Raw genomic sequence first — 19,244 nt, 5'->3', positions numbered from 1 at the left:
CCGATGGGCCAAAGGCGCTCAAAGCGCGGGGTTCGCGTGGAGGTACCGCATGGCCAAGGTCAGGCTGGAACACGTGTGGAAGCGCTTCGGCAAGGTGGTGGCGGTCAAGGACTTCAACCTGGAGACGGAGGACGGGGAGTTCGTGGTCTTCGTGGGGCCCTCGGGCTGCGGCAAGACCACCACCCTCCGCATGATCGCCGGGCTGGAGGAGATCTCCGAGGGCAAGATCTACATCGGCGACCGCCTGGTGAACGACGTCCCCCCCAAGGACCGGGACATCGCCATGGTCTTCCAGAACTACGCCCTCTACCCCCACATGAACGTCTACGAGAACATGGCCTTCGGGCTCCGCCTCCGGCGCTACCCCAAGGACGAGATTGACCGGCGGGTCAAGGAGGCCGCCCGCATCCTCAAGATCGAGCACCTCCTCAACCGCAAGCCCCGGGAGCTCTCGGGCGGGCAGCGCCAGCGGGTGGCCATGGGGCGGGCCATCGTGCGGGAACCCAAGGTCTTCCTCATGGACGAGCCCCTCTCCAACCTGGACGCCAAGCTCCGCGTGGAGATGCGGGCCGAGATCGCCAAGCTGCAAAGGCGCCTCGGGGTCACCACCATCTACGTGACCCACGACCAGGTGGAGGCCATGACCCTGGGGCACCGCATCGTGGTCATGAAGGACGGGGAGATCCAGCAGGTGGACACGCCCTTGAACCTCTACGACTTCCCCGCCAACCGCTTCGTGGCCGGCTTCATCGGCAGCCCCTCCATGAACTTCGTCCGCGCCGGGGTGGAGGTCCAGGGGGAGAAGGTCTACCTCGTGGCCCCCGGCTTTCGCATCCGGGCGAACGCCGTGCTGGGAAGCGCCCTGAAGCCCTACGCCGGGAAGGAGGTGTGGCTTGGCGTCCGGCCCGAGCACTTAGGCCTCAAGGGGTACACGACGATCCCCGAGGAGGAGAACGTCCTCCGGGGCGAGGTGGAGGTGGTGGAGCCCCTGGGGGCGGAGACGGAGATCCACGTGGCGATAAACGGCACCCTCCTCGTGGCCAAGGTGGACGGCCACGCCCCCGTGAAGCCCGGGGACAAGGTGGAGCTCCTCGCCGACACCCAAAGGCTCCACGCCTTTGACGTGGAAACCGACAAGACCATCGGCCACGCCCAGGAGCGGGCGGCCGTGGCCCGCTAGGGCCCGAGGGGAATGGGGGCGGGGGCTTCCCCCCGCCCCTTTATCATGGAGGGGTGAGCGCGCCCAAGCCCTTCGTCATCGGGATCGCCGGGGGAACGGCGAGCGGCAAGACCACCCTCGCCCAGGCCCTGGCCCGGACCCTGGGGGAGCGGGTCGCCCTCCTCCCCATGGACCACTACTACAAGGACCTGGGCCACCTCCCCCTGGAGGAGCGCCTCCGGGTGAACTACGACCACCCGGACGCCTTTGACCTCGCCCTCTACCTGGAGCACGCCCAGGCCCTCCTCCGGGGCCTTCCCGTGGAGATGCCCGTCTACGACTTCCGGGCCTACACCCGAAGCCCCAGAAGAACGCCGGTCCGGCCCGCCCCCGTGGTGATCCTGGAAGGCATCCTGGTCCTCTACCCCAAGGAGCTCCGGGACCTCATGGACCTCAAGGTCTTCGTGGACGCCGACGCCGACGAGCGCTTCATCCGCAGGCTCAAGCGGGACGTCCTGGAAAGGGGCAGGAGCCTGGAAGGGGTGGTGGCCCAGTACCTGGAGCAGGTCAAGCCCATGCACCTCCACTTCGTGGAGCCCACCAAGCGGTACGCCGACGTGATCGTGCCCAGGGGCGGCCAGAACCCCGTGGCCCTGGAGATGCTCGCGGCCAAGGCCCTCGCCCGCCTGGCCCGGATGGGGGCAGCGTGAGGGCCCTCCTCCACCTCCTCCTCGTCCTCGCCCTCCTCCCCTCCCTCCTCGCCCTCGCGCCGAGGCTCCGCGCCCAGGCCCCGGGGCCCGTGGCCCTGGTCCTGGACGCGGAGGCGGTGCGGGAGGAGGCGCAGGCGCGGGGCGAGGACCTCATGGCGGCCCTCGCCCGCTACCAGGCCCTCGGGGTGAACGGCGTCGCCTTCCCCGAGCGCCTGGTGCGGGACTGGGTAGGGGAAGGGGTCCTCCTCTACCGCCAAGGGCGGGAGCTCGTGGAGATGGGGCTTTCCGCAAGGCCCGGCTGGCACTACCTGAAGGGGGACCCGGCCCTCCTCGCCCTCCTAGAGCGGGCCTACGACCTGCCCTCAGAAAGGCTTGGGGAGTGGCTGGGCTTTCCCGTGGACGTTCAGGCCCTCCCCGCCTTCTACAACCTGGAAGAACTCCGCCAGGCCAAGGCCATGGGCCTCTACGTGATGGTCCGGCCCCTGAACCACAGGCTCCGCCGCCTCGAGGCGGGCCTGCCCCTGGTCCCGAAGGAGGCGGACGCCGTGGTCTTCCTGGGCCTCGAGGCCCTGGGCTACCCCTACCGCCTCGGGGAGGCCAAGGCCCTCGTCCCCGTCCCCGTGGCCCTCATTGAGGGCACGCCCCAGGCGGGGCTAGGGGCCTTCCGGGACCAGGGGATCCTTAGGCTCTTCAGCCTCCGCTACGAGTGGCTCCTCACCCTGAAGCCCGAGGAAGCGGCGGAGAAGTACGGCCTCGCCGCCCGGGAGCGGAGCCACCAGATCCTCTACCTCCGGCCCTACCCCTACCCCGAGGACACCGCCCGCCTCCTAAAGAGGCTCCAGGAGGAGCTCAAGGCGAGCGGCCTCCCCTTGGGGGCGCCGAGCCCGCGGGCGCTCGCCCCAAGCCCCCTGAGGTACGCCGCCTGGGTGGGGGTGCTGGCGGGGCTTGGGCTTTTGGCCTTGGGGCTTCCCGTGTACGGGCCCCTGGTGGCCTTCCTCCTCCTCCTCTTCGCCTTGGGCTACGCGGGGAGCCAGGCGGGGCCTTTGCTTGCCGCCCTGGTCTTCCCCGTCCTCGGCTTCCTGGGCCCGAGGAACGGGCTTTGGATGTGGGCGAGGAGCCTGGGCTACGCCCTTTTGGGCGCGGTCTTCCTCTCCGCCTTGGGCTCCACGGAGGAGGCCCTCTCCGGCCTCGCCCCCTTCAAGGGGGTCTCCCTCACCCTCCTCGTGCCCCCCCTCCTCGTGGCCTACAGCTTCCTGGAAAAAGACTTCAAGGAGGCCCTCACCCGCCTCTTCCTCCACCCCGTCCGCCTGGGGGAGGTGGCCCTGGGGGGGCTTGCCCTGGGGCTCCTCCTCCTCGCCCTCCTGCGCCGCGGCAACGACGCCCCCATCGTCCCCGAGCTGGAGCTCAAGCTTAGGGCCCTCCTCCAGGACGTCATGGTCCGCCCCCGGTTCAAGGAGGTCTTCGGCCACGCCCTCTTCCCCCTGGCCCTCCTCCTCCCCTGGCCCCGCTGGGTGCAAAACGGCCTCCTCTTCCTCGCCTCCTTGGGCATCGCCTCCATCCTCAACACCTTCAGCCACTACCACACCCCCCTCCCCATCTCCTTCTTCCGGGTGCTGAACGGCGCCCTCCTCGGCCTTTCCCTCGGGCTTGTCGGGGTTATCCTGGTAAGGAGGCTTAGGGCATGGTGGTCGGCGTAGCGGGGTACTACGGGTTCAGGAACGCCGGGGACGAGGCGATCCTCGAGGCCATCGCCCGGGAGCTCAAGGCCCGCGGCCACGAGGTGGTGGCCCTCTCCGGCGACCCCAAAAGGACCCGCGAGGACCACGGCCTCAGGGCCTACCACCGCCTGAACCCCCTGGCCCTCCTCCGGGCGGACCTCTGGCTCCTCGGAGGAGGGGGGCTTCTGCAGGACGCCACCAGCGCCTTAAGCCTCACCTACTACCTCTCCGTGCTCCGCCTCGCCCGCCTCTTCCGCAAGCGGGTCGTGGTCTTCAACCAGTCCCTGGGCCCCCTCTCCCCCTGGGGGGAGAGGCGGGTGCGAAAGGCCCTCCAGGGCGTGCCGGTGATCCTCAGGGACCAGGACTCCCTGGAGTACGCCCGGCGCCTGGGGATCCCCGCCGCCCTCGGGGCCGACCCCGCCCTCCTCCTCCCGCCGCCCCCCGTGCCGCGGGAGGAGGACCTCGTCCTCGTCATCCCCCGGGCGGGGGTGCGGGAGGAGGCCCTCACGACCCTCTACGTGGCCGCCAACCACCTGGTCCACGAGGGGAAGCAGGTCCTCGTCCTCCTCCTCCAGCCCGGCTACGACGACGAGGTGGCCGAGGTCTTCCGCCTCCACCGCATAGAGCGCACCTCCGACCCCCGCCGCCTCCTCTACCTCGCGGCCCAGGCGGGGTACGTGATCTCCATGCGCCTCCACGGCCTGATCCTGGCCGCGGCCGCGGGCACCCCCTTCGCCGCCCTCTCCTACGACCCCAAGGTGGCCGCCTTCGCCAAGGAGACGGGGGCCTACTACCAGGAGCTCCCCGGGGAGCCCATCAAGCTCTACAAGGCCGCCCTTTACGGCCGCTTCCCCGACTGGGAGAAGGTGGCCCGGCTGAAGGAGCGGGCGCGGCAGAGCTTTGACCTGGCGCTGGGGGAGGGCGTCCCCATCAAAGGCTCCGGGCGCGGCTGAGGCGGCCCGCAAGCCCCTCGGCGAAGGCCCTGAGGTCCTCCAGGGCCTCCTCCACGCTTTGGCGGAGCAGGAACTCCCCGGGGGAGAGGCGCTTGAGGAGGAGGAAGGGCGGCTGGGCGAGGACCTCCACCCCCTGGCGGACCACCTCGGGGACGAGGCCTTCCTCCAGGGCCTCCGCCTCGAGGTCCGCGAGGAGGAAGACCTCCCCGAGGGGCTTGCGGGCGAGGAGGAGGAGGAGGGCGGCGAAGGCCCCCCGCTCGGAAAGCTCCGCCGCCAGCCGGTCCTCCAGGGCCTCCACCGCCTCGAGGTCCACCCGGCCCTCCTTGAGGAGGTCCTCCAGGTCCCAGGGGGTGAGGGGGAACCGCCCCTTGAGGCGGGCGAGGCGGGTCAGGGCCTCGGGGGAGACGAAGCCCACGCCCTCCGGGACCCGGTCCCGCTGGGACTCCGGGGCGAGGAGGGCGGTGTAGGCCCCCTGGAGGCGGTAGGGCTTGAGGCGCTCCACCTCCCCCTCGCCCAGGCGGAGGAGGACGAGGGTGAGCCGGCGCCTCCCGGAGAAGGCCCGGTAGACCCAAGGCGGCCCCTCCTCAAGCTGGAAGCCGAGCCGCCGGAGGTCCTCCGTGGCCCCCGGGGGCTCTAAGGGCTCGTGGGGGAAGAGCACCTCCTTGGGGTAGGGGGTGACCCGGACCCGGCGCTTCTGGGACTCGGGAGGGGGGGAGACCTCCTCCGGCCTAGCCTCCCGCTCCCGGGCCGGGGGCCTCTGGCCCGGCCTGGGGGCCGCTTTAAGCTCCACCTCCTCCCCCCGGAAGAGGAGGAGGACGGTCTCGTTGGCCGAGAGGCGGCGCTTCTGGTAGTAGGGGCCGAGGCCCCTGAGGACCCCGGCCTTCCAGTCCACCTCCACCGTGTAGGCCTCCCCGTCCTCGTCCACGAAGCGCACCTGCTCCCGCCCGAGGAGGCGCTGGCGGAGGGATACGGTCAAGGCCATGGTACCGGTCTGGATACAGGCGCTGGTGAGCACATACCGCGCGGTCATGCTACCTCCCGAGTTCCCAAAGCGTGCGGGGACGGCCGGACGTAAGCATATAGTATACCTCGTGCACCACGGCGAGGGTGCGCTCCACGTCCTCGAGGGCCCGGTGGCAGGTCCTTCGGGGAAGCTCCAGGACCTCGGAGAGGGCGTCCAGGCCGTAGCGCCTAAGGCCTGGTAAGCCCCGTCTGGCCAAGCGCAGGGAGTCCACCACGGGGTTTTCCAGGCGGTAGCCCAGGCCCTCCAAGGCCGGGCGGAGGAAGCCCAGGTCAAAGGCGGCGTTGTGGATCACCAAGGTGGCGTCGGCGAGGAGGGGGTAGGCCTTCTCCAGAACCTCCTCCAGGGAGGGGGCCTCCTCCAGGGCCTCCCGGGGGATGCCGGTGAGGCGCTCCACGAAGGGGCTCGGCGGGCGGGAGGGGCGGACGAGGCTCTGGAAGGGGAGGCGCCTCCCCCCCTCCAGGCGGAGGAGGCCCACCTCAATCACCTCGTCCAGGCCCGGGGCAAGCCCCGTGGTCTCCAGGTCCAGGACCACCACCGCCTCCCCCTCCAGGGGAAAGGGGTAGCGCCACTCCCAAAGCCCCACCCCCTCCTCCAGGAGGAACCTCCCGTCCAGAAGGGGCCGCACCACCCGCTCCACGGGGCCGCGAAGCCCCAAGGCCTCCCCCAGGGCAGGGAGGGGAAGGGGGCGCCCGGCCTCCCTGAGCCTGCGGGCGAGCCGGGTGGCCATGCGGTAGCGGAAGGCGGCCTCCATCAGAGGGCCTCCCCCAAGGGGGCCTTGAGGTGGGCCCGGGCCGTGGCCTCCTCAAAGGCGAGGGCCGCCCGAAGAAGCCTCTCGTCCTCCCCCCAGGGGGCGAGGAGCTGGAGGCCCACGGGCAGGTGCCCCTCAAACCCCGCGGGGAAGGAGAGGGCGGGCAGGCCCGTGAGGTTCGCCCCCACGGTGTAGAGGTCCTCCCGGTACATGGCGAGGGGATCGCGCCGGGCCCCGAAGGGGAAGGCGGGGTGGGGGGTGGTGGGGAGGAGGAGGAGGTCCACCTCCCGGAAGAGGGCCTGGGCCTCGGCCTTGAGGCGGCGGCGGAAGGCCTGGGCGCGGCCATAGTAGGCCTCGTAGTAGCCGCTAGAGAGGACGAAGGTGCCCACGAGGACGCGCCTTTTCACCTCGAGGCCGAAGAGGGCCCGGGTGGCCTCCATCATCCCCTCCACCTCCTCCCCCGCCGCCCGCCGCCCGTAGAGGGTGCCGTCGTAGCGGGCCAGGTTGGAGCTCGCCTCCGCCGGGGCCAGGATGTAGTAGGCGGCGAGGGCCTGGGGGAGGGAAGGCCAGGAGACCTCGCGCACGGAAAGGCCAAGCTCCCGGAAGACCTTAAGGGCCTCCTCCAGGGCCCTCTCCACCCCGGGGCTATTCCCCGCGAGGGCCTCCCGCACCACCCCGAGGCGCAGGGGGGGAAGGGGCCCCTCCAGGGCCTCCTGGAAGCGGGGGGGGAGGTCCAGGCTCGTGGCGTCCAGGGGGTCGGGCCCGGCCGCGGCGTCCATGAGGAGGGCCAGGTCCCGCACGGAGCGGGCCATGGGGCCGATCTGGTCCAGGCTCGAGGCGTAGGCGATGAGGCCGAAGCGGCTCACCCGGCCGTAGGTGGGCTTGAGGCCGTAGACGCCGCAGAAGGCGGCGGGCTGCCGGACGCTTCCCCCCGTGTCCGAGCCCAGGGCGAGGGGGGCGAGGTCGGCGGCCAAGGCGGCGGCGCTTCCCCCGCTGGAGCCCCCGGGGACCCTATCCGGGTCAAAGGGGTTCTTGGTGGGAAAGAAGGCGGAGTGCTCCGTGGAGGAGCCCATGCCGAACTCGTCCAGGTTGGTCTTGCCCAGGACCAGGGCGCCCAGGGCCTTAAGCCTCGCCACCGCGGTGGCCTCGTAGGGGGGCACGAAGTTCTCCAGAAGGCGGCTTCCCGCCGTGGTGCGGAGGCCACGGGTGGCGATGTTGTCCTTCACCGCCACCACGAGGCCCGCCAGGGGAAGCCCGGGGTCCACCGCCTCCGCCTCCTCCAAAAGCCTCTCGTTCAGGGAGAGGAAGGCGCCGAGGCCCGGGTCCAGCTCCTGGACCCGTTTCAGGTAGGCCTGGGCCACCTCCAGGGGGGAAACCTCCCCCCGGGCCACGCGGGCGCGGATCTCGTGGGCCAACATGCCCCCACTATAGCCCGAAGTGGAGGCAAAGCCAGTCCCGGAAGCCCACGTAGGCCTCCTCGCCCCCCCGGGGCAGGTAGACCACGTCCCCGGGCTCGTGGCGGAACCAGGTGTACTGCCTTTTGGCGTAGGCCTTCACCGCCCGGATGTCCCGCTCTAGCGCCTCCTCCAGGCCGTAGGCCCCCAGGAGGTGGCCCGCCACCTCCTTGTAGCCGATGGCCTGGAGGGCGGTGGGCATCCTGGGGTAGCGCTCAAGGAGCCCCCGCACCTCCTCCACGAGCCCCCGGGCGAACTGGGCCTTGGCCCTTTCCTCCAGCCTCGGGAAAAGCCAGGCCCGGTCGGGCCAGAGGACGAGCTTCTTGTAGCGGAAGCGGGGGGGCCTCTTGGGAAACCGGGCCGGGGGAGTGCCCGTGCGCCTCAGGACCTCCAGGGCCCGGACGAGCCTCCTCGGGTTTTTTCCCACGCGGCGGGCGTCCTCGGGGCTCGCCCGGGCGAGCTCAGCGAGGAGGGCCTCAAGGCCCCGCGCCTCAAGCTCCGCCCATAGGGCCTCCTGGACCCCGGGGTCCGGCGGGGGAAGGTCGTGAAGCCCCTCGGAGAGGGCGCGGATGTAGTAGCCCGTCCCCCCCACCACCAAGGGGAGCTTTCCCCGGGAAAGGACATGGGCGATGGCCTCCTCGGCCAGGGCGAGGAAGCGGGCCACGCTCATGGCCTCGTGGGGCTCGAGGACGTCCACCAGGTGGTGGGGCACCCGCGCCCGCTCCTCGGGCGTGGGCTTGTCCGTCCCGATGTCCAGGCCCCGGTAGACCATGGTGGCGTCGGCGGAGACCACCTCCACGGGGACCTCCTCCCCCAGGCGGAGGGCCAAAAAGGTCTTGCCGCTTCCCGTGGGGCCCGCGAGGACGGGGATCGCCTCCACGTCCCTTATGCTAAGGGCATGCTGGAGCGCCACGACCGCCTGGAAACCCTGAGAAAGCTGAAGGAACTGCAGGAGCGCATCGCCGAGCTCGCCTACCTCCTCACCGGGGAGGAGCCCGCCGCCTGGACCCCCAGGGTGGACCTTCTGGAAACCGAGGAGCACTACGTCCTCCTCGTGGACCTTCCCGGGGTGCGCCCCGAGGACCTGGAGCTTCTGGAGGAGGGGCAGCGGGTGACCCTGGCCGGGGTGCGCCACCCCCTGCCCGGCACCTACCTCTTGGAGGAGAGGCCCATGGGCACCTTCCGCCGCACCCTGGACCTCCCCGGGCCCATTGAGGAGGGGACGGCCCAGGCCACCCTGCGGAACGGGGTCTTGGAGGTCCGCTTCCGCAAGAGGCCGGCCACGGCCCTTCCCCTAAAGGAGGCGTAGCACCCGGTCGTCCCCGGGGCGCACCTGGCCCCTCCCGTCCCGGTTGGAGGTGGTGACGTAAAGGGCCCCATCGGGGCCCACCTGCACCTCCCTAAGGCGGCCGAAGCCGGAAAGGGCGGTCTCCACCCGCAAAACCCGCCAGCGGCCCCTCTCCCCCTCCAGGACGAGCCTCAAGAGGGCCTGCCCCCGGAGGCCCGCCACGTAGAGGTCCCCCCGGAAGAAGGCGAGGTTCCCCGGGGGGAAGCCCTGGGGCCAGAAGTAGAGGGGGTCCCGGTACCGGGGGTCGTTCCCCCGCCCCACCACCCTCGGCCAGCCGTAGTTCCCCCCGGGGACGATCAGGTTCACCTCGTCGTGGCCATAGCCCTGCTCCCCGCTCGGCCCGTGCTCGCTGGAGAAAAGCTCCCCGGTCTTTGGGTGCCAGGCGAGGCCCTGGGGGTTGCGGTGGCCCAGGCTATACACCTCGGGCCTCGCCCCCCTTCGCCCCAGGAAGGGGTTTCCCGGGGCGGGCTCCCCTTCCGGGGTGAGGCGGAGGATCTTCCCCCCCAAGGAGGCGAGGTCCTGGGCGAGCTCCCGCTCGTAGACCTCCCCCGTGGTCACGTAGAGCATCCCGTCGGGGCCGAAGGCGATGCGCCCCCCCGAGTGGAGGCCGTGGGGCCGGGCGGGGATCCCGTCCAGGACCACCCGGTCCAAGACCCCCCTTTCCCCCAGGTGCCTCAGGCGCACCACCTGGTTCCTCAGGCCCCCTTCCGCCACGGTGCGGTAGGCGTAGACGTAGGGCTCTTGGGGAAACCTTGGGTGGAGGGCGAGGCCCAAAAGCCCAGACTCCCCCCGGTGGTAGACGGAAAGCTCGGCGTAGGTGGAAAGCCTGCCCTCCCTAAAGAGCCGGATCCTCCCGGGCCTCTCCGCGATGAGCATCCCCCCGTCCGGCAGGAAAGCCAAGGCCCAGGGGACCTCGAGGCCCCCCACCACCTCCTCCACCCGTAGCCCCTGCCCCCGGGCGAGTCCCAGGCCGAGGAGCCCCACGAGAAAGCGCCTCCGGTCCACCAGCCACCCCCTTCCCCGACAGGGTACCGGAAACCCCCTTTAGGCCTTCGGGTCCAGGATCACCTTCACCGCCTGGCCCGAGGCCAGAAGGCCGAAGGCCTCCCGGTAGCGGCTCAAGGGGAGGCGGTGGGTGAGGAGGGGGCTTAGGTCCACCCTACCCGAGTAGACCAAGGCGGTGCCCTGCATCCAGGTCTGCCAGAGCCTGCGCCCGGCGATGCCGAAGGCGGTGATCCCCCGCATGACGAGCTCCCCGGCGAGGTCAAAGCGGATGGGGTCGGAAGGGATCCCCAAGATCCTCGCCTCCCCCCCGGGGATGAGGGCCATGAGGCCCTGGTGGATGGCGGCCTCGTTCCCAGAAAACTCCAAAAGCACCTCCACCCCGCTTCCCGTCACCCGGCGCACCACCTCCAGGAGGTCCTCCTCCAAGGGGTTCACCAGCCGGTCGGCGTAGGGCCTGGCGAAGGCCAGGCGGTAGGGGTTCGGGTCGGAGACCAGGATGGGCCCCGCCCCGCTCGCCCGGACCACCATGGCCGCCATGAGGCCGATGGGCCCCGCCCCCGTGATGAGGACGCTCTTCCCCGAAACCCCGCTTCCCGCGTAGACGGTGTGCACGGCGTTGCCGAAGGGCTCCAGGATGGCCGCCACCTCAAAGGGAAGGTCCTTGGGGTTCACCCAGGCGTTCTCCGCCGGCACCACCACGTACTCGGCGAAGCCGCCGTCCCGGTCCACGCCGAGGATCTGGGTGTTGAGGCAAACGTGGTAGTTCCCCGTGCGGCAGGCGGGGCAGGCGTGGCAGACGATGTGGCTTTCCAGGCTCACGTGGTCCCCCACCTGGGGTCGCCTCACCCCGGGGCCCACGGCCTCCACCACCCCGCTGAACTCGTGCCCGGTGACGAGGGGAGGGCGGATCCTGCCCCGGGCCCAGGCGTCCCACTTCCAGATGTGGAGGTCGGTGCCGCAGATGCTCGCCGCCTCCACCCGCACCAGGATCTCCCCGGGGCCCGGCTCGGGCACGGGGCGGTCCACCAGGGTCAGGCCCTCCTCCGGGGCCAGCTTGGCCAAAGCGCGCATACCGGCGCCATGCTACCACCGGTAGGCCGCGCCCACGCTGAAGCGGGTGTCGTCCCCCGTCTCCAGGGTGAGGGTCAGGGAAAGGGCGTCGGTGAGGTCGTAGCCCAGGCCGAAGGCCAGGCGGGAAAGGACCCCCTGCCCGAAGGAGGAGGAGAGGGTGAAGGTGATCCCGTCCGCCCGGTACTCGGCGGCGAAGGTCTGCTCCCCCCGCAGGTCCACCTGGTACCCCAGAAAGAGCTCCGGGGTCAGGTACTTGCCCACGGAGAAGCGGGTCTCCTCCAGGCTCCCCCCCTGGATGGCGGGCACCTCTACCTGGAACCGGTCCAGCCCCAAGGCCCGGGAGAGCTCCCGCTCCAGCTGGCCCAGGACCAGGTTCTCCAGCGCCGCCCCCAGGGCCACCTGGGGGAAGACCTCTCCCAGGCGGCTCGCGTCCGGGGTACCGAGGGCGAGGAGGGCGTAGACCTCCGCCTGGGAAAGCGGGGGGGTGGAGGAGAAGGTGGGCTCCAGCCGCACCTTGACGCGCCCGTTCTCCCGGAGGAACTCCCCCTCCACCGCAAGGCCCACCTGGTATCCCCGGACCTCCGCCCGGGCCTCGAGGGCGAACCGGGGCAGGATCCCCCGGTCGGGGCTGAAGTAGAGGCGGCTCTGCCCCGGGTCCAGGGAGAAGAGGGCGTCCCAAAGGCGGAAGCTCCCCCAGAGGGGCCAGACCTCCCCGGAGAGGTAGGGGTCCCCGTAGGTGCCCCCAAGGTAGAGGTCCCCGGCCAGCTCCCCCTGGGCCAGGCTCTCCTGCACCAGGACCCCCCGCTCCGCGTAGAGGTGGACCCGGTCAAAGACGAGGGGGACCTTGGCCCCGCCCCCTTCCTGGGCCGCCACCCCCTCTTGCCCCAGGCGGCGCACCGCCTCCTCGGGGAAGGCGAGCCGGGCCCGCACCACCTGGGCCTCCCCGGTGAGGTGGTAGGTGCCGCCCTCCTCGTAGAGGAAGAAGCTCTTTACGTCCAGGAGGCCCTCCTGGAGGTAGTACTGGGGGTAGTAGAGGGGAAGCTTGCCGTAGCCGGCGAGGCGCAAGGGGAAGAGGGTCCCCTGGGCCAGGGCCTCCCCGAGGCGCACCTCCACCCCGTAGCCGGGGTAGCGCAGGACCGCCTCCAGGGGGGTGGCCTCTTTGAGGCCCGGGAGGGAGGCCGTTCCCTTGGCGGTCACGCGGAAGGCCCGGAGGTCCCCCTCGAGGCCAAGCCGCGCCCTCCCCGAAAAAGGGGCCTCCAGCACCACCTCCCCCTGGGCCTCCGCCCCGCCGTTTAAGGCGAGGAGGCCATGGGAGAGGTGGCCCGCCACGGGCCCCAGGCGGAAGCGGAAGCCCTGAAGCTCCAGGCGGAACCCCTGCCCGGTGAGCCGGAGGACCAGGGTCCCCGAGCCCTCGGGCCTGTAGGGCTTGAGGGCGGGCACCACCTGGAGGACGGGGGTGAAGACCGTGTCCCTGAGGGCGAGGTAGAGGTCGCTTCCCTCGGGGCTCCAGTAGCCCCTCCCCTCCCAGGTGCCCTTGCCCGTGAGGCGGAGGGCGTCCACCCGGAGGCGGCCCCCCTCGAGGCGGAAGGCCGCCCGGCCCTTGAGCTCGTCCCCGCCCCCCACGAAGCGGAGGCTTTCCCCCACCAGCACCCCCTCTCCCCGCAAGGGATCCCCGAGGGGAAGCCGCAGGCGCAAAACCCCCGTCCAGTAGGCCTCCCCTTCCAAGGGCCCCGCCACCGCGGCGAGGAGGAGGTGGAGGGGAAAGGCGCGGGGGGCGGCAAAGAGGTCCAGCCTTCCCCCCTCCAGGTCCACCCGGAAGGCCGTCTCCCCGAGGCGACCCTCCCCCCGGGCGAGCCCCGCTCCCAGGTCGCCGGAGAAGCTGAAGGGGAGGGCGGTCCCCGCCACCTCCACCCGCCCCAAGAGGGCGCCCTGGGCCTTCAGGCCCTCCAGGTGGAGCCTCCCCGAAACCCTCCCTTTGAGGTAGGGGACGTACCGGGCCACGAAGTCCTCCAAAGCGGCCTCCTCCAGAACGAGCTCCCCGCGCAAGGGAAGGAGCCTCCCCTCCACGAGGACCCGGCCGCCCCCGGCCTCCAAGACCCCCTCCACCCCATAGCCCTCCCCGCCCACCCGGCCCCGGAAGCGGCCCTCCAGGGGCGGGAGGGGAAGGTCCACCCGGAGGTCCCCGCCCGCCGGGTAGGTGAGCCGCCCCGAGGCGTAGGGCCCTTCCGCCTCGAGGACCGCCTCCAGGAGGCGTCCCGTGAGGGTGAGGCGCTGGGGCCCGGCGGCGTAAGCGAGCCGGTAGGTCCCCGAGAGGTCCACCTCCCCCTCCAGCCTCCCCGCCCCCGCCGCCCACCAGGGGTAGGCGGGGTGGCTCCCCGAGACGGCCACCCGGTCCCCCTTCCCCTCGAGGGCCAGGGCGAGGCCGTGGACGCCGAGGACGAGCCTCCCCTCCACCTTCCCCCCGGCGTAGCGCAAGGCCCCCTCCCCCTCCGGGCTCGTGAGGGCGAGGGCAAGGGCCTTCAGGTCCACCTCCCCCTCCAGGGGGAGGCCGAGGCCCGGAAGGCGGTAGGCGAGGCGGAGGCTCCCCCCCTCCCCCCAGGCCTCCACCCCCTCCGGGACCAGCCGGGAAAGGAGCCGTGCCCGGCCCCCGGCCTCCCGCGCCCCAAGGTCCAGCCAAACCCCCCCCACCTGAAGCCTGGGCCAGAGGAGGCGCACCGCCTCCCCCAAGACCTCCCCCTCAAGCTCCGGGACCCCCTGCCCCGAGAGGGCCACCCACCCCTCCCGGAAGGCGAGCCTCCCCGTCCAAGCCCCCTCCCAGGCCACCTCCCCCTCGAGGTCCCCAAAGAAGGTGAGGCGGAGCCCCTCGGCGCCGAACCTTCCCGAAACCCGGGCCTCGCGGCCGAAGACGGCAACCCGCCCCGACCCCGAAACCTCCCCCCAGGCCCCCTCTACCCGCCCGAAGAGGGCAAGGGGCCCGTAGCGGAACCCCTCCAGGACCAGGGCCACCCCTTCCGGCCCCACCTCCCCCCTCACCCCTCCCCCGGAAAGGCCCACCCGGAACCCGGGAAGCCCCTCCAAAGCCAAGACCGCCTCCCCGTAGCGGTACGTCCCGGAAAGCCAAGCCCCGGGGTAGACGCCCTCCGCGTTAAGCTCGCCAAGGCCCAAAGGAAGCGCCCCGGCGTACCGGTAGGCGAGGCGGAAGGGATGGAGGTCAAGCCGCCCCACCAGGGGCAGGCCCTCCCCCTCCAGGTCCAGGCCCAGCCCCCGCCCCGAAAGCCGCACCTCCCCGTAGGGGGTGGAAAGCCGCCCCTCCCCCGCGACCTCCCCCAGGTACCCCTCGGGCGCGGCGTACCGGTAGCCTCCCGCGAAGGCCAGCCCCCCGTAGGCGAGCCTTCCCGAGGCCTCCAGGGCGAGGCCGGAACAGGCCCCCAAGGGGGCGGGGAGGCAGAACCTCCCCGTCCACGCCGCTTCCCAGGCCCCCTCCCCTTGGAGGAGGAAGCGCCCCTCCCCCAGGTCCACCTCGCCCCTAAGCCCCCCCCCGGGAAGGGGGTAGCGGAGGGCAAGCCGCCCCGAAAGCCCGTCCCCGTACCGGGCCTCCCCGAAAAGGTGGGGGCCGGCGAAGCGGAGGGAAAGCCCCTCCGCCCAAAGCGCCTCCAGCCGCTCCCCGTAGGCCTCCCCCTGAAGCTCGGCCCGGAGGGGCCAAAGCCAGGCCTGCCCCGAAAGCCTCCCCTCCCTCCCCTCCAGGGTGAGGGCGATGGGGGCCTCCAGAGGCCCCTTTCCCCGGGCCTTCAGGCGCAGGGGAAGCCCGAAGGGGGTGAGGTCCCGGTCCACCTCCAGGGCGAGCCGTCCCCCCTCCAGGGCAAGCCCCACCCCCTCCGCCTCCGCCCGGAGGACGAGGCCAGCGAGGTCCGGGGCCCCGCCCCGGTAGCGGTAGGTGAAGCGGAAGGGGATCCCCGCCCCCTCGCCCCGAAGGACCCCGCCCCCCACGAGGTCCAGCCGGGGCAGGTCCCCCTGGAAGCGGGCCGAGGCCGTGAGGCGGGCCTTCCCCAAGGCCCGGGTGAAGGCGGCCTCCCCCTCCAGGGCGAGGCCCGAAAGCCGGGCCTCGGCCTCAAGCCCCTCCCCTACAAGCCGCAAGCGCAACGGCCCGGCCCCCTCCCCCTCCAGGCGGAGGCCCGGGCCAACGGCGGAAAACCCTCCCCGGTACCCCTCGGGGCCGTAGGCCAGGTCCGCCCGCACCTTTAGGCCCAGGACCTCCCCCTCGCCCCGGAGGGCGAGGGCAAGCCCCTCCCCGTAGGCCGCCCTGAGGGCCAGGGGCGCCTCCCAGGAAAGCACCGCCTTAAGCCCCTCTCCCACCAGGCGGAAAGGCCCCTCCTGCCGGAGGTAGGCGAGGCTTCGGAGGCGCCCCCAAAGCTCGTAGCGGCTTCCCGCAACGCGGAAGCGCCCCTCCCCCTCGGCGTAGGCCGAGGCGTGCGCCACCCGGCCCTCGCCCCGGAGGGCGGCCAGGTCCAGGCGGGCCTCGGCCCAGGTGGTCCCCAGGCCCTCCGGGGCGAAGCGGGCCTCCAGGGCCACCTCCCTCCAGGGCCCCGCGAAGGAAAGCTCCAGGCCCCGGTAGCCCAGCCGCCCCGAAACCTCCTCCCCCAAGCGGAGCCTCCCCTCCCCGGAAAGCCCGAGGAGGCCCTTAAAGTCCCCTCCCCGCCAGTCCCAGGAAAGCCCCGCCTCCCGCCCCGGAAGGAGGAGGGTGAGGGTCGTGCCCCGGTAGCGGGCCTCGAGGGGCTCCCCAAGGAGGCGAAGCCTGGCCTCCCCCTCGCCCTCCCCCGAGAGGGCGAGCCTCCCCCGCGCCTCCCCGGCGAGGGGGAGGCCGAAGGCCTGGGCCAGGGGGGCCACCTCGGCGAGGGCGAGGCGCACCGTCCCCTTCTCCAGGGCCACCTCCCCCCCGGCGTAGCGGACCTCGAGGAAAGGCCCTTCCCCAAAACCTCCCCGGAAGGCGAAGGGAAGCTCCCCGTAGACCCCCTCCCCCGCGCCCTCCAGGCGGAGCCCCTCCCCTTGGAAGCTTCCCCGCACCTCCCCCGCCTTCCCCAGGAAGGCGAAGGGAAGCCGGAAGCTCCCCCTGTACCCCGCCCCCTCCCCCTCGAGGGCAAGGGGACCCTGGAGCCGGTAGCGGACCCCGTCCGCCACCTCCACCTCGCCGCGGAAGGGCAAAGGCTCCAGGTAGGGCACCCGGGCCTCCCCCGCAAGCCGGAAGCGGAGGGCCCCCCAAGGGCCTCCCCCCTCCCCTTTCCCCTCCACGGCCACCCCGCTCGCCCGGTAGCGGCCGGAAAAGCGCAAGGAAAGCCCCTCCGGAAAGACCTCCCCTTCCCCCTCCAGGTAGGGGCCTTTCAGGAAGAGGCGGGCCCGTAGGAGGGCCGTCCCCTCCAGGACCGCCTGGCCGTAAGGGGTCTCCACCCGAAGCCTCCCCCCCTCGAGGCCCCAGTCCCCCCAAAGCCTTGCGGGAAGCCCGAAGGGGGCGAGGTCGTACCCCCGGGCGGAGAGGCTGAGGGCGAGGCCCTCCCCGTACCCCCCGGCGAGGGCGAGGCCCGGCGCCTCTCCCGTAAAGCGCAAGGCTGCCCCCTTTCCAGAGAGCTCCAGGACGAGGCCCGCCCGGGGGAGGGCGGCCTCGCCCCGGTAGGCGAGGGCGAAGAGGTCCGCCTCTCCCTTAAGGGTCCAGGGGCCGAGGGCCGGGAGGTCCCCCGACCCCTCCAAGGCGAGCGCCCGCCAGGCCCCCGCGCCCCGCAGGGCGCCGAAGGGGGTGGAGAGGGCCACCGACCCTCCTTCCAGGTCCCCCTGGGCCCGAAGCCGCCCCTCCACCCCCCGGTAGCGGAAGGGGAGGTCCAAAAGGAAGGGGTAGCGCCCCGAAAGCTCCACCCGCCCCACCCCGGGAAGCTCCAGGGCCTCCCGGGTGAGCCGGAAGGCGAGGGGCGGGATGGCGAGCCCCTCGGGCCAAGGGGGGAGGATGCGGCCGGAGAGGGCGAGCCCCGGAAAGACCTCCCCCTCCCCCTCCACGGGGCCGGAGAGGGCGAGGAGAAGCCGTCCCCCCTCTCCCCAGAGCCTCCCCCGAAGCCCCAGGGGGCCCTCCAGGGAGGCCCACCCCGAGAACCCCTCCCCGTAGGCCAGGTCCGCCCGGAGCCGGAACCCCCCGAGCGCCGCCTCCCCCGCAAGCCTCAGGGCCTCCCGGTAGGTGAGGCGTAGCCCCCCGGCGAGGAGGCGCAGGCCCGCCTCGGGGTCGTAGGCCCCGGAAAGGGGGAGGGTTCCCAGGGGGGTGGAAAGCCGCCCCTCCAGGTCCGCCGCGAGGCCCCTAAGCCGGGCCCGGGCCTCGAGGGCGCGCCCCTCCAGGCGCAAGGCCCCGGAAAGCGCCCCCTCCCGGTAGACCGCCTCCCCGTAAAGGCGGGCCTCTTCCAGAAGGCGGAGGGGAAGCCCCTCAAGCCTCAGGGCGAAGACGCCTCCCCGGTAGCTCCCCTCCCCGTAGGGGCTTTCCAGGAAAAAGGCCCCCTCCCCCTGCCGCACCCGGACCGGAAAGGCGGCGTAGGGGGAGGCGTAGCGGAGGTCGGCGAGAAGCCGCCCCCCCTCAAGCCTCCCCTCCCCCTCCACCTGCCCCACGAGGAGGGGCGTGGGCCGGAGGCGGAGGGCGAGGTCGCCCCAGGTCCCGGCGAGGGTCAGGGGCCCCACCCGGCCGGAAACCCTCTCCCCCTCCCCCACCACCTCCCCGGAGAGGTCCAAGGGGGGGAAGAGGGGAAGGCGGGCCCCTGGGCCCTCCACGACCACCCGGTAGCGGCTCCCCTCCCCCTGGAAGCGCACCGCGGCGAGGCCCTCGAGGGGCTTGGGCCAGGCCGCCCGCCCCTCCCCCTCGTACCGCCCCCCCTCCCCGAAGAGGGCGAGGGCGCTCCCCAGGCTGTCCCGGTAGCGGCCCCAGTAGCGGCCGCCCTCAAGCCCCGCCTCCAGGGTGTAGGTGCGGTCAAAAAGCCGGCCCTCCACCCGCGCCTCCAGGGCGAAGACCTCGCGGAAGGAGAGGGTGCCCTGGTGGCGGAAGGGCTCCCCCAAAAGCCTTCCCTCCCCTTGGAAGGCCCCCTGGAGGCGCAGGGCCTCCCACCCCTCCCCCTCCAGGACGAGGCGGCCGTCCCCCTCCACGGGCAGGGCGAGGCCGTAGTGGAGGGCGAGGGCCCTCAGGCTCGGCCTTCCCTCCACAAGGAAGCGGTAGCGGGGGGCCTTAAGGTCCACCTCCGCGGTGGCCGCCACGGGCCCCTCGAGGCCCCGCCCTCGGAGGCGGGCCTCCACCCGGCCCCCCTCCAGGCGGAGGGTCCCCTCCACCCCTTCAAGGGGGAAGCCCACCACCTCCACCGCCCCCTCCCGCACCTCGGCCTCCCCAAAGACCCCTTGGGGCCCAAGCCGCAAGGCGCCGGAAAGCCTCCCCCCCTTAAGCCCCTCGTAGAAGAAGGAAAGCCCCCGCACCTCCCCGGAAAAGCCCACCTCCCAGGCGGCGAGGTCCGGGGAAAGGGCGCGGGCCTCCCCCTGGAAGCTCCCCCCGGGGAGCCGGGCCAGGAAGCGGTAGGGGTTCTCCCCGAGGAGGGTGAGGCGGAGGGGAGGGAGGAAGAGGCGCTCCCCTCGGGGAAGCTCCACGGCCACGTCCTCGAGGCGGAGGCTTTGGAAGAGGAACCGGAAGGCGGGGGGCGGGCCTCCCCCCTCGGGCACCAGGGCCTCCCAGGTGGGGCGCACCACGGCCTTCCTGAGACCCAAGGAGAGGGGGAGCTCCCGCCGGAAAAGGCCCAGGAGGTCGTAGGCGAGGTCCACCTCCTCCGCCTCCAGGGCGAGGCCTTGGCCCTCCAGGCGCACCCCCTTCAGGCGCAGGCCCCAAAGGAGGTGCCCCCGCACCTCCCGCACCTCCCCCCGGAAGCCCAGGAGGGCAAGCCCGCCCTCCACCGCCCCCTTAAGCAGGGGCGGAAAGCCGAGGAGGAGGGCGAGACCCAAAAGCCCGAGGAAAAGACCCCACCCCCACCGCATCCCCTTCAGGATAGGGGGCGGGG

The 19,244-nt window shown here is 72.6% G+C and carries 12 protein-coding genes; 5 read left to right on the top strand and 7 right to left on the bottom strand.

Annotated features, from left to right (window positions below):
* Window positions 1-49: 49 nt before the first annotated feature.
* The 4 genes from TTH_RS03015 to csaB are packed head-to-tail and all read left to right on the top strand — an operon-like array spanning window position 50 to window position 4,540.
* Window positions 50-1,180, top strand: a complete 1,131-nt coding sequence (locus TTH_RS03015) for an ABC transporter ATP-binding protein (RefSeq protein WP_011228038.1) — start codon at window positions 50-52, stop codon at window positions 1,178-1,180.
* Window positions 1,181-1,233: 53 nt separating this feature from the next.
* Complete coding sequence (gene udk / locus TTH_RS03010) at window positions 1,234-1,869, top strand: uridine kinase (RefSeq protein WP_011172663.1); 636 nt, start codon at window positions 1,234-1,236, stop codon at window positions 1,867-1,869.
* Window positions 1,866-3,566: a DUF5693 family protein gene (locus TTH_RS03005; protein ID WP_011228037.1), complete on the top strand. Its 1,701-nt coding sequence runs from the start codon at window positions 1,866-1,868 to the stop codon at window positions 3,564-3,566. The genes udk and TTH_RS03005 overlap by 4 nt, the downstream gene beginning before the upstream one ends.
* Complete coding sequence (csaB, locus tag TTH_RS03000) at window positions 3,551-4,540, top strand: polysaccharide pyruvyl transferase CsaB (RefSeq protein ID WP_011228036.1); 990 nt, start codon at window positions 3,551-3,553, stop codon at window positions 4,538-4,540. The genes TTH_RS03005 and csaB overlap by 16 nt, the downstream gene beginning before the upstream one ends.
* Here the strand turns inward: csaB and TTH_RS02995 are convergent.
* The 4 genes from TTH_RS02995 to miaA are packed head-to-tail and all read right to left on the bottom strand — an operon-like array spanning window position 4,518 to window position 8,646.
* Complete coding sequence (locus TTH_RS02995) at window positions 4,518-5,570, bottom strand: hypothetical protein (RefSeq protein WP_011228035.1); 1,053 nt, start codon at window positions 5,568-5,570, stop codon at window positions 4,518-4,520. The genes csaB and TTH_RS02995 overlap by 23 nt on opposite strands.
* 1 nt (window position 5,571) lies before the next feature.
* Complete coding sequence (locus TTH_RS02990) at window positions 5,572-6,315, bottom strand: 3'-5' exonuclease (protein WP_011172659.1); 744 nt, start codon at window positions 6,313-6,315, stop codon at window positions 5,572-5,574.
* Window positions 6,315-7,730 carry an Asp-tRNA(Asn)/Glu-tRNA(Gln) amidotransferase subunit GatA gene (gene gatA, locus TTH_RS02985; protein ID WP_011228034.1) on the bottom strand — a complete coding sequence of 472 codons (1,416 nt, stop codon included), beginning with the start codon at window positions 7,728-7,730 and terminating at the stop codon, window positions 6,315-6,317. Before gatA ends, TTH_RS02990 begins: the two co-directional genes overlap by 1 nt.
* Before the next feature lie 7 nt (window positions 7,731-7,737).
* Window positions 7,738-8,646 carry a tRNA (adenosine(37)-N6)-dimethylallyltransferase MiaA gene (miaA, locus tag TTH_RS02980; protein ID WP_011228033.1) on the bottom strand — a complete coding sequence of 303 codons (909 nt, stop codon included), beginning with the start codon at window positions 8,644-8,646 and terminating at the stop codon, window positions 7,738-7,740.
* An 18-nt stretch (window positions 8,647-8,664) separates the two neighbouring features.
* Between miaA and TTH_RS02975 the strand changes: the two genes are divergently transcribed.
* Window positions 8,665-9,075 (top strand): Hsp20/alpha crystallin family protein, encoded by a 411-nt coding sequence (locus TTH_RS02975; RefSeq protein ID WP_011172656.1) that lies wholly within the window; start codon window positions 8,665-8,667, stop codon window positions 9,073-9,075.
* Here the strand turns inward: TTH_RS02975 and TTH_RS02970 are convergent.
* The 3 genes from TTH_RS02970 to TTH_RS02960 are packed head-to-tail and all read right to left on the bottom strand — an operon-like array spanning window position 9,061 to window position 19,221.
* The gene (locus TTH_RS02970) at window positions 9,061-10,119 is read right to left on the bottom strand and encodes a PQQ-dependent sugar dehydrogenase (RefSeq protein WP_011228032.1); all 1,059 of its coding nucleotides are present in this window, start codon (window positions 10,117-10,119) and stop codon (window positions 9,061-9,063) included. The genes TTH_RS02975 and TTH_RS02970 overlap by 15 nt on opposite strands.
* A 39-nt stretch (window positions 10,120-10,158) precedes the next feature.
* On the bottom strand, window positions 10,159-11,190 hold the full coding sequence (gene tdh, locus TTH_RS02965; protein ID WP_011228031.1) for an L-threonine 3-dehydrogenase: 1,032 nt from the start codon (window positions 11,188-11,190) through the stop codon (window positions 10,159-10,161).
* Between the two features lie 12 nt (window positions 11,191-11,202).
* Window positions 11,203-19,221: a translocation/assembly module TamB domain-containing protein gene (locus TTH_RS02960; protein WP_011228030.1), complete on the bottom strand. Its 8,019-nt coding sequence runs from the start codon at window positions 19,219-19,221 to the stop codon at window positions 11,203-11,205.
* Window positions 19,222-19,244 lie beyond the last annotated feature (23 nt).

It is taken from the genome of Thermus thermophilus HB8, assembly GCF_000091545.1.
Classification (GTDB): Bacteria; Deinococcota; Deinococci; order Deinococcales; family Thermaceae; genus Thermus; species Thermus thermophilus.
Note: the sequence above shows the minus strand (reverse complement) of the source record. Positions and strands in the feature narration are given on the sequence as shown.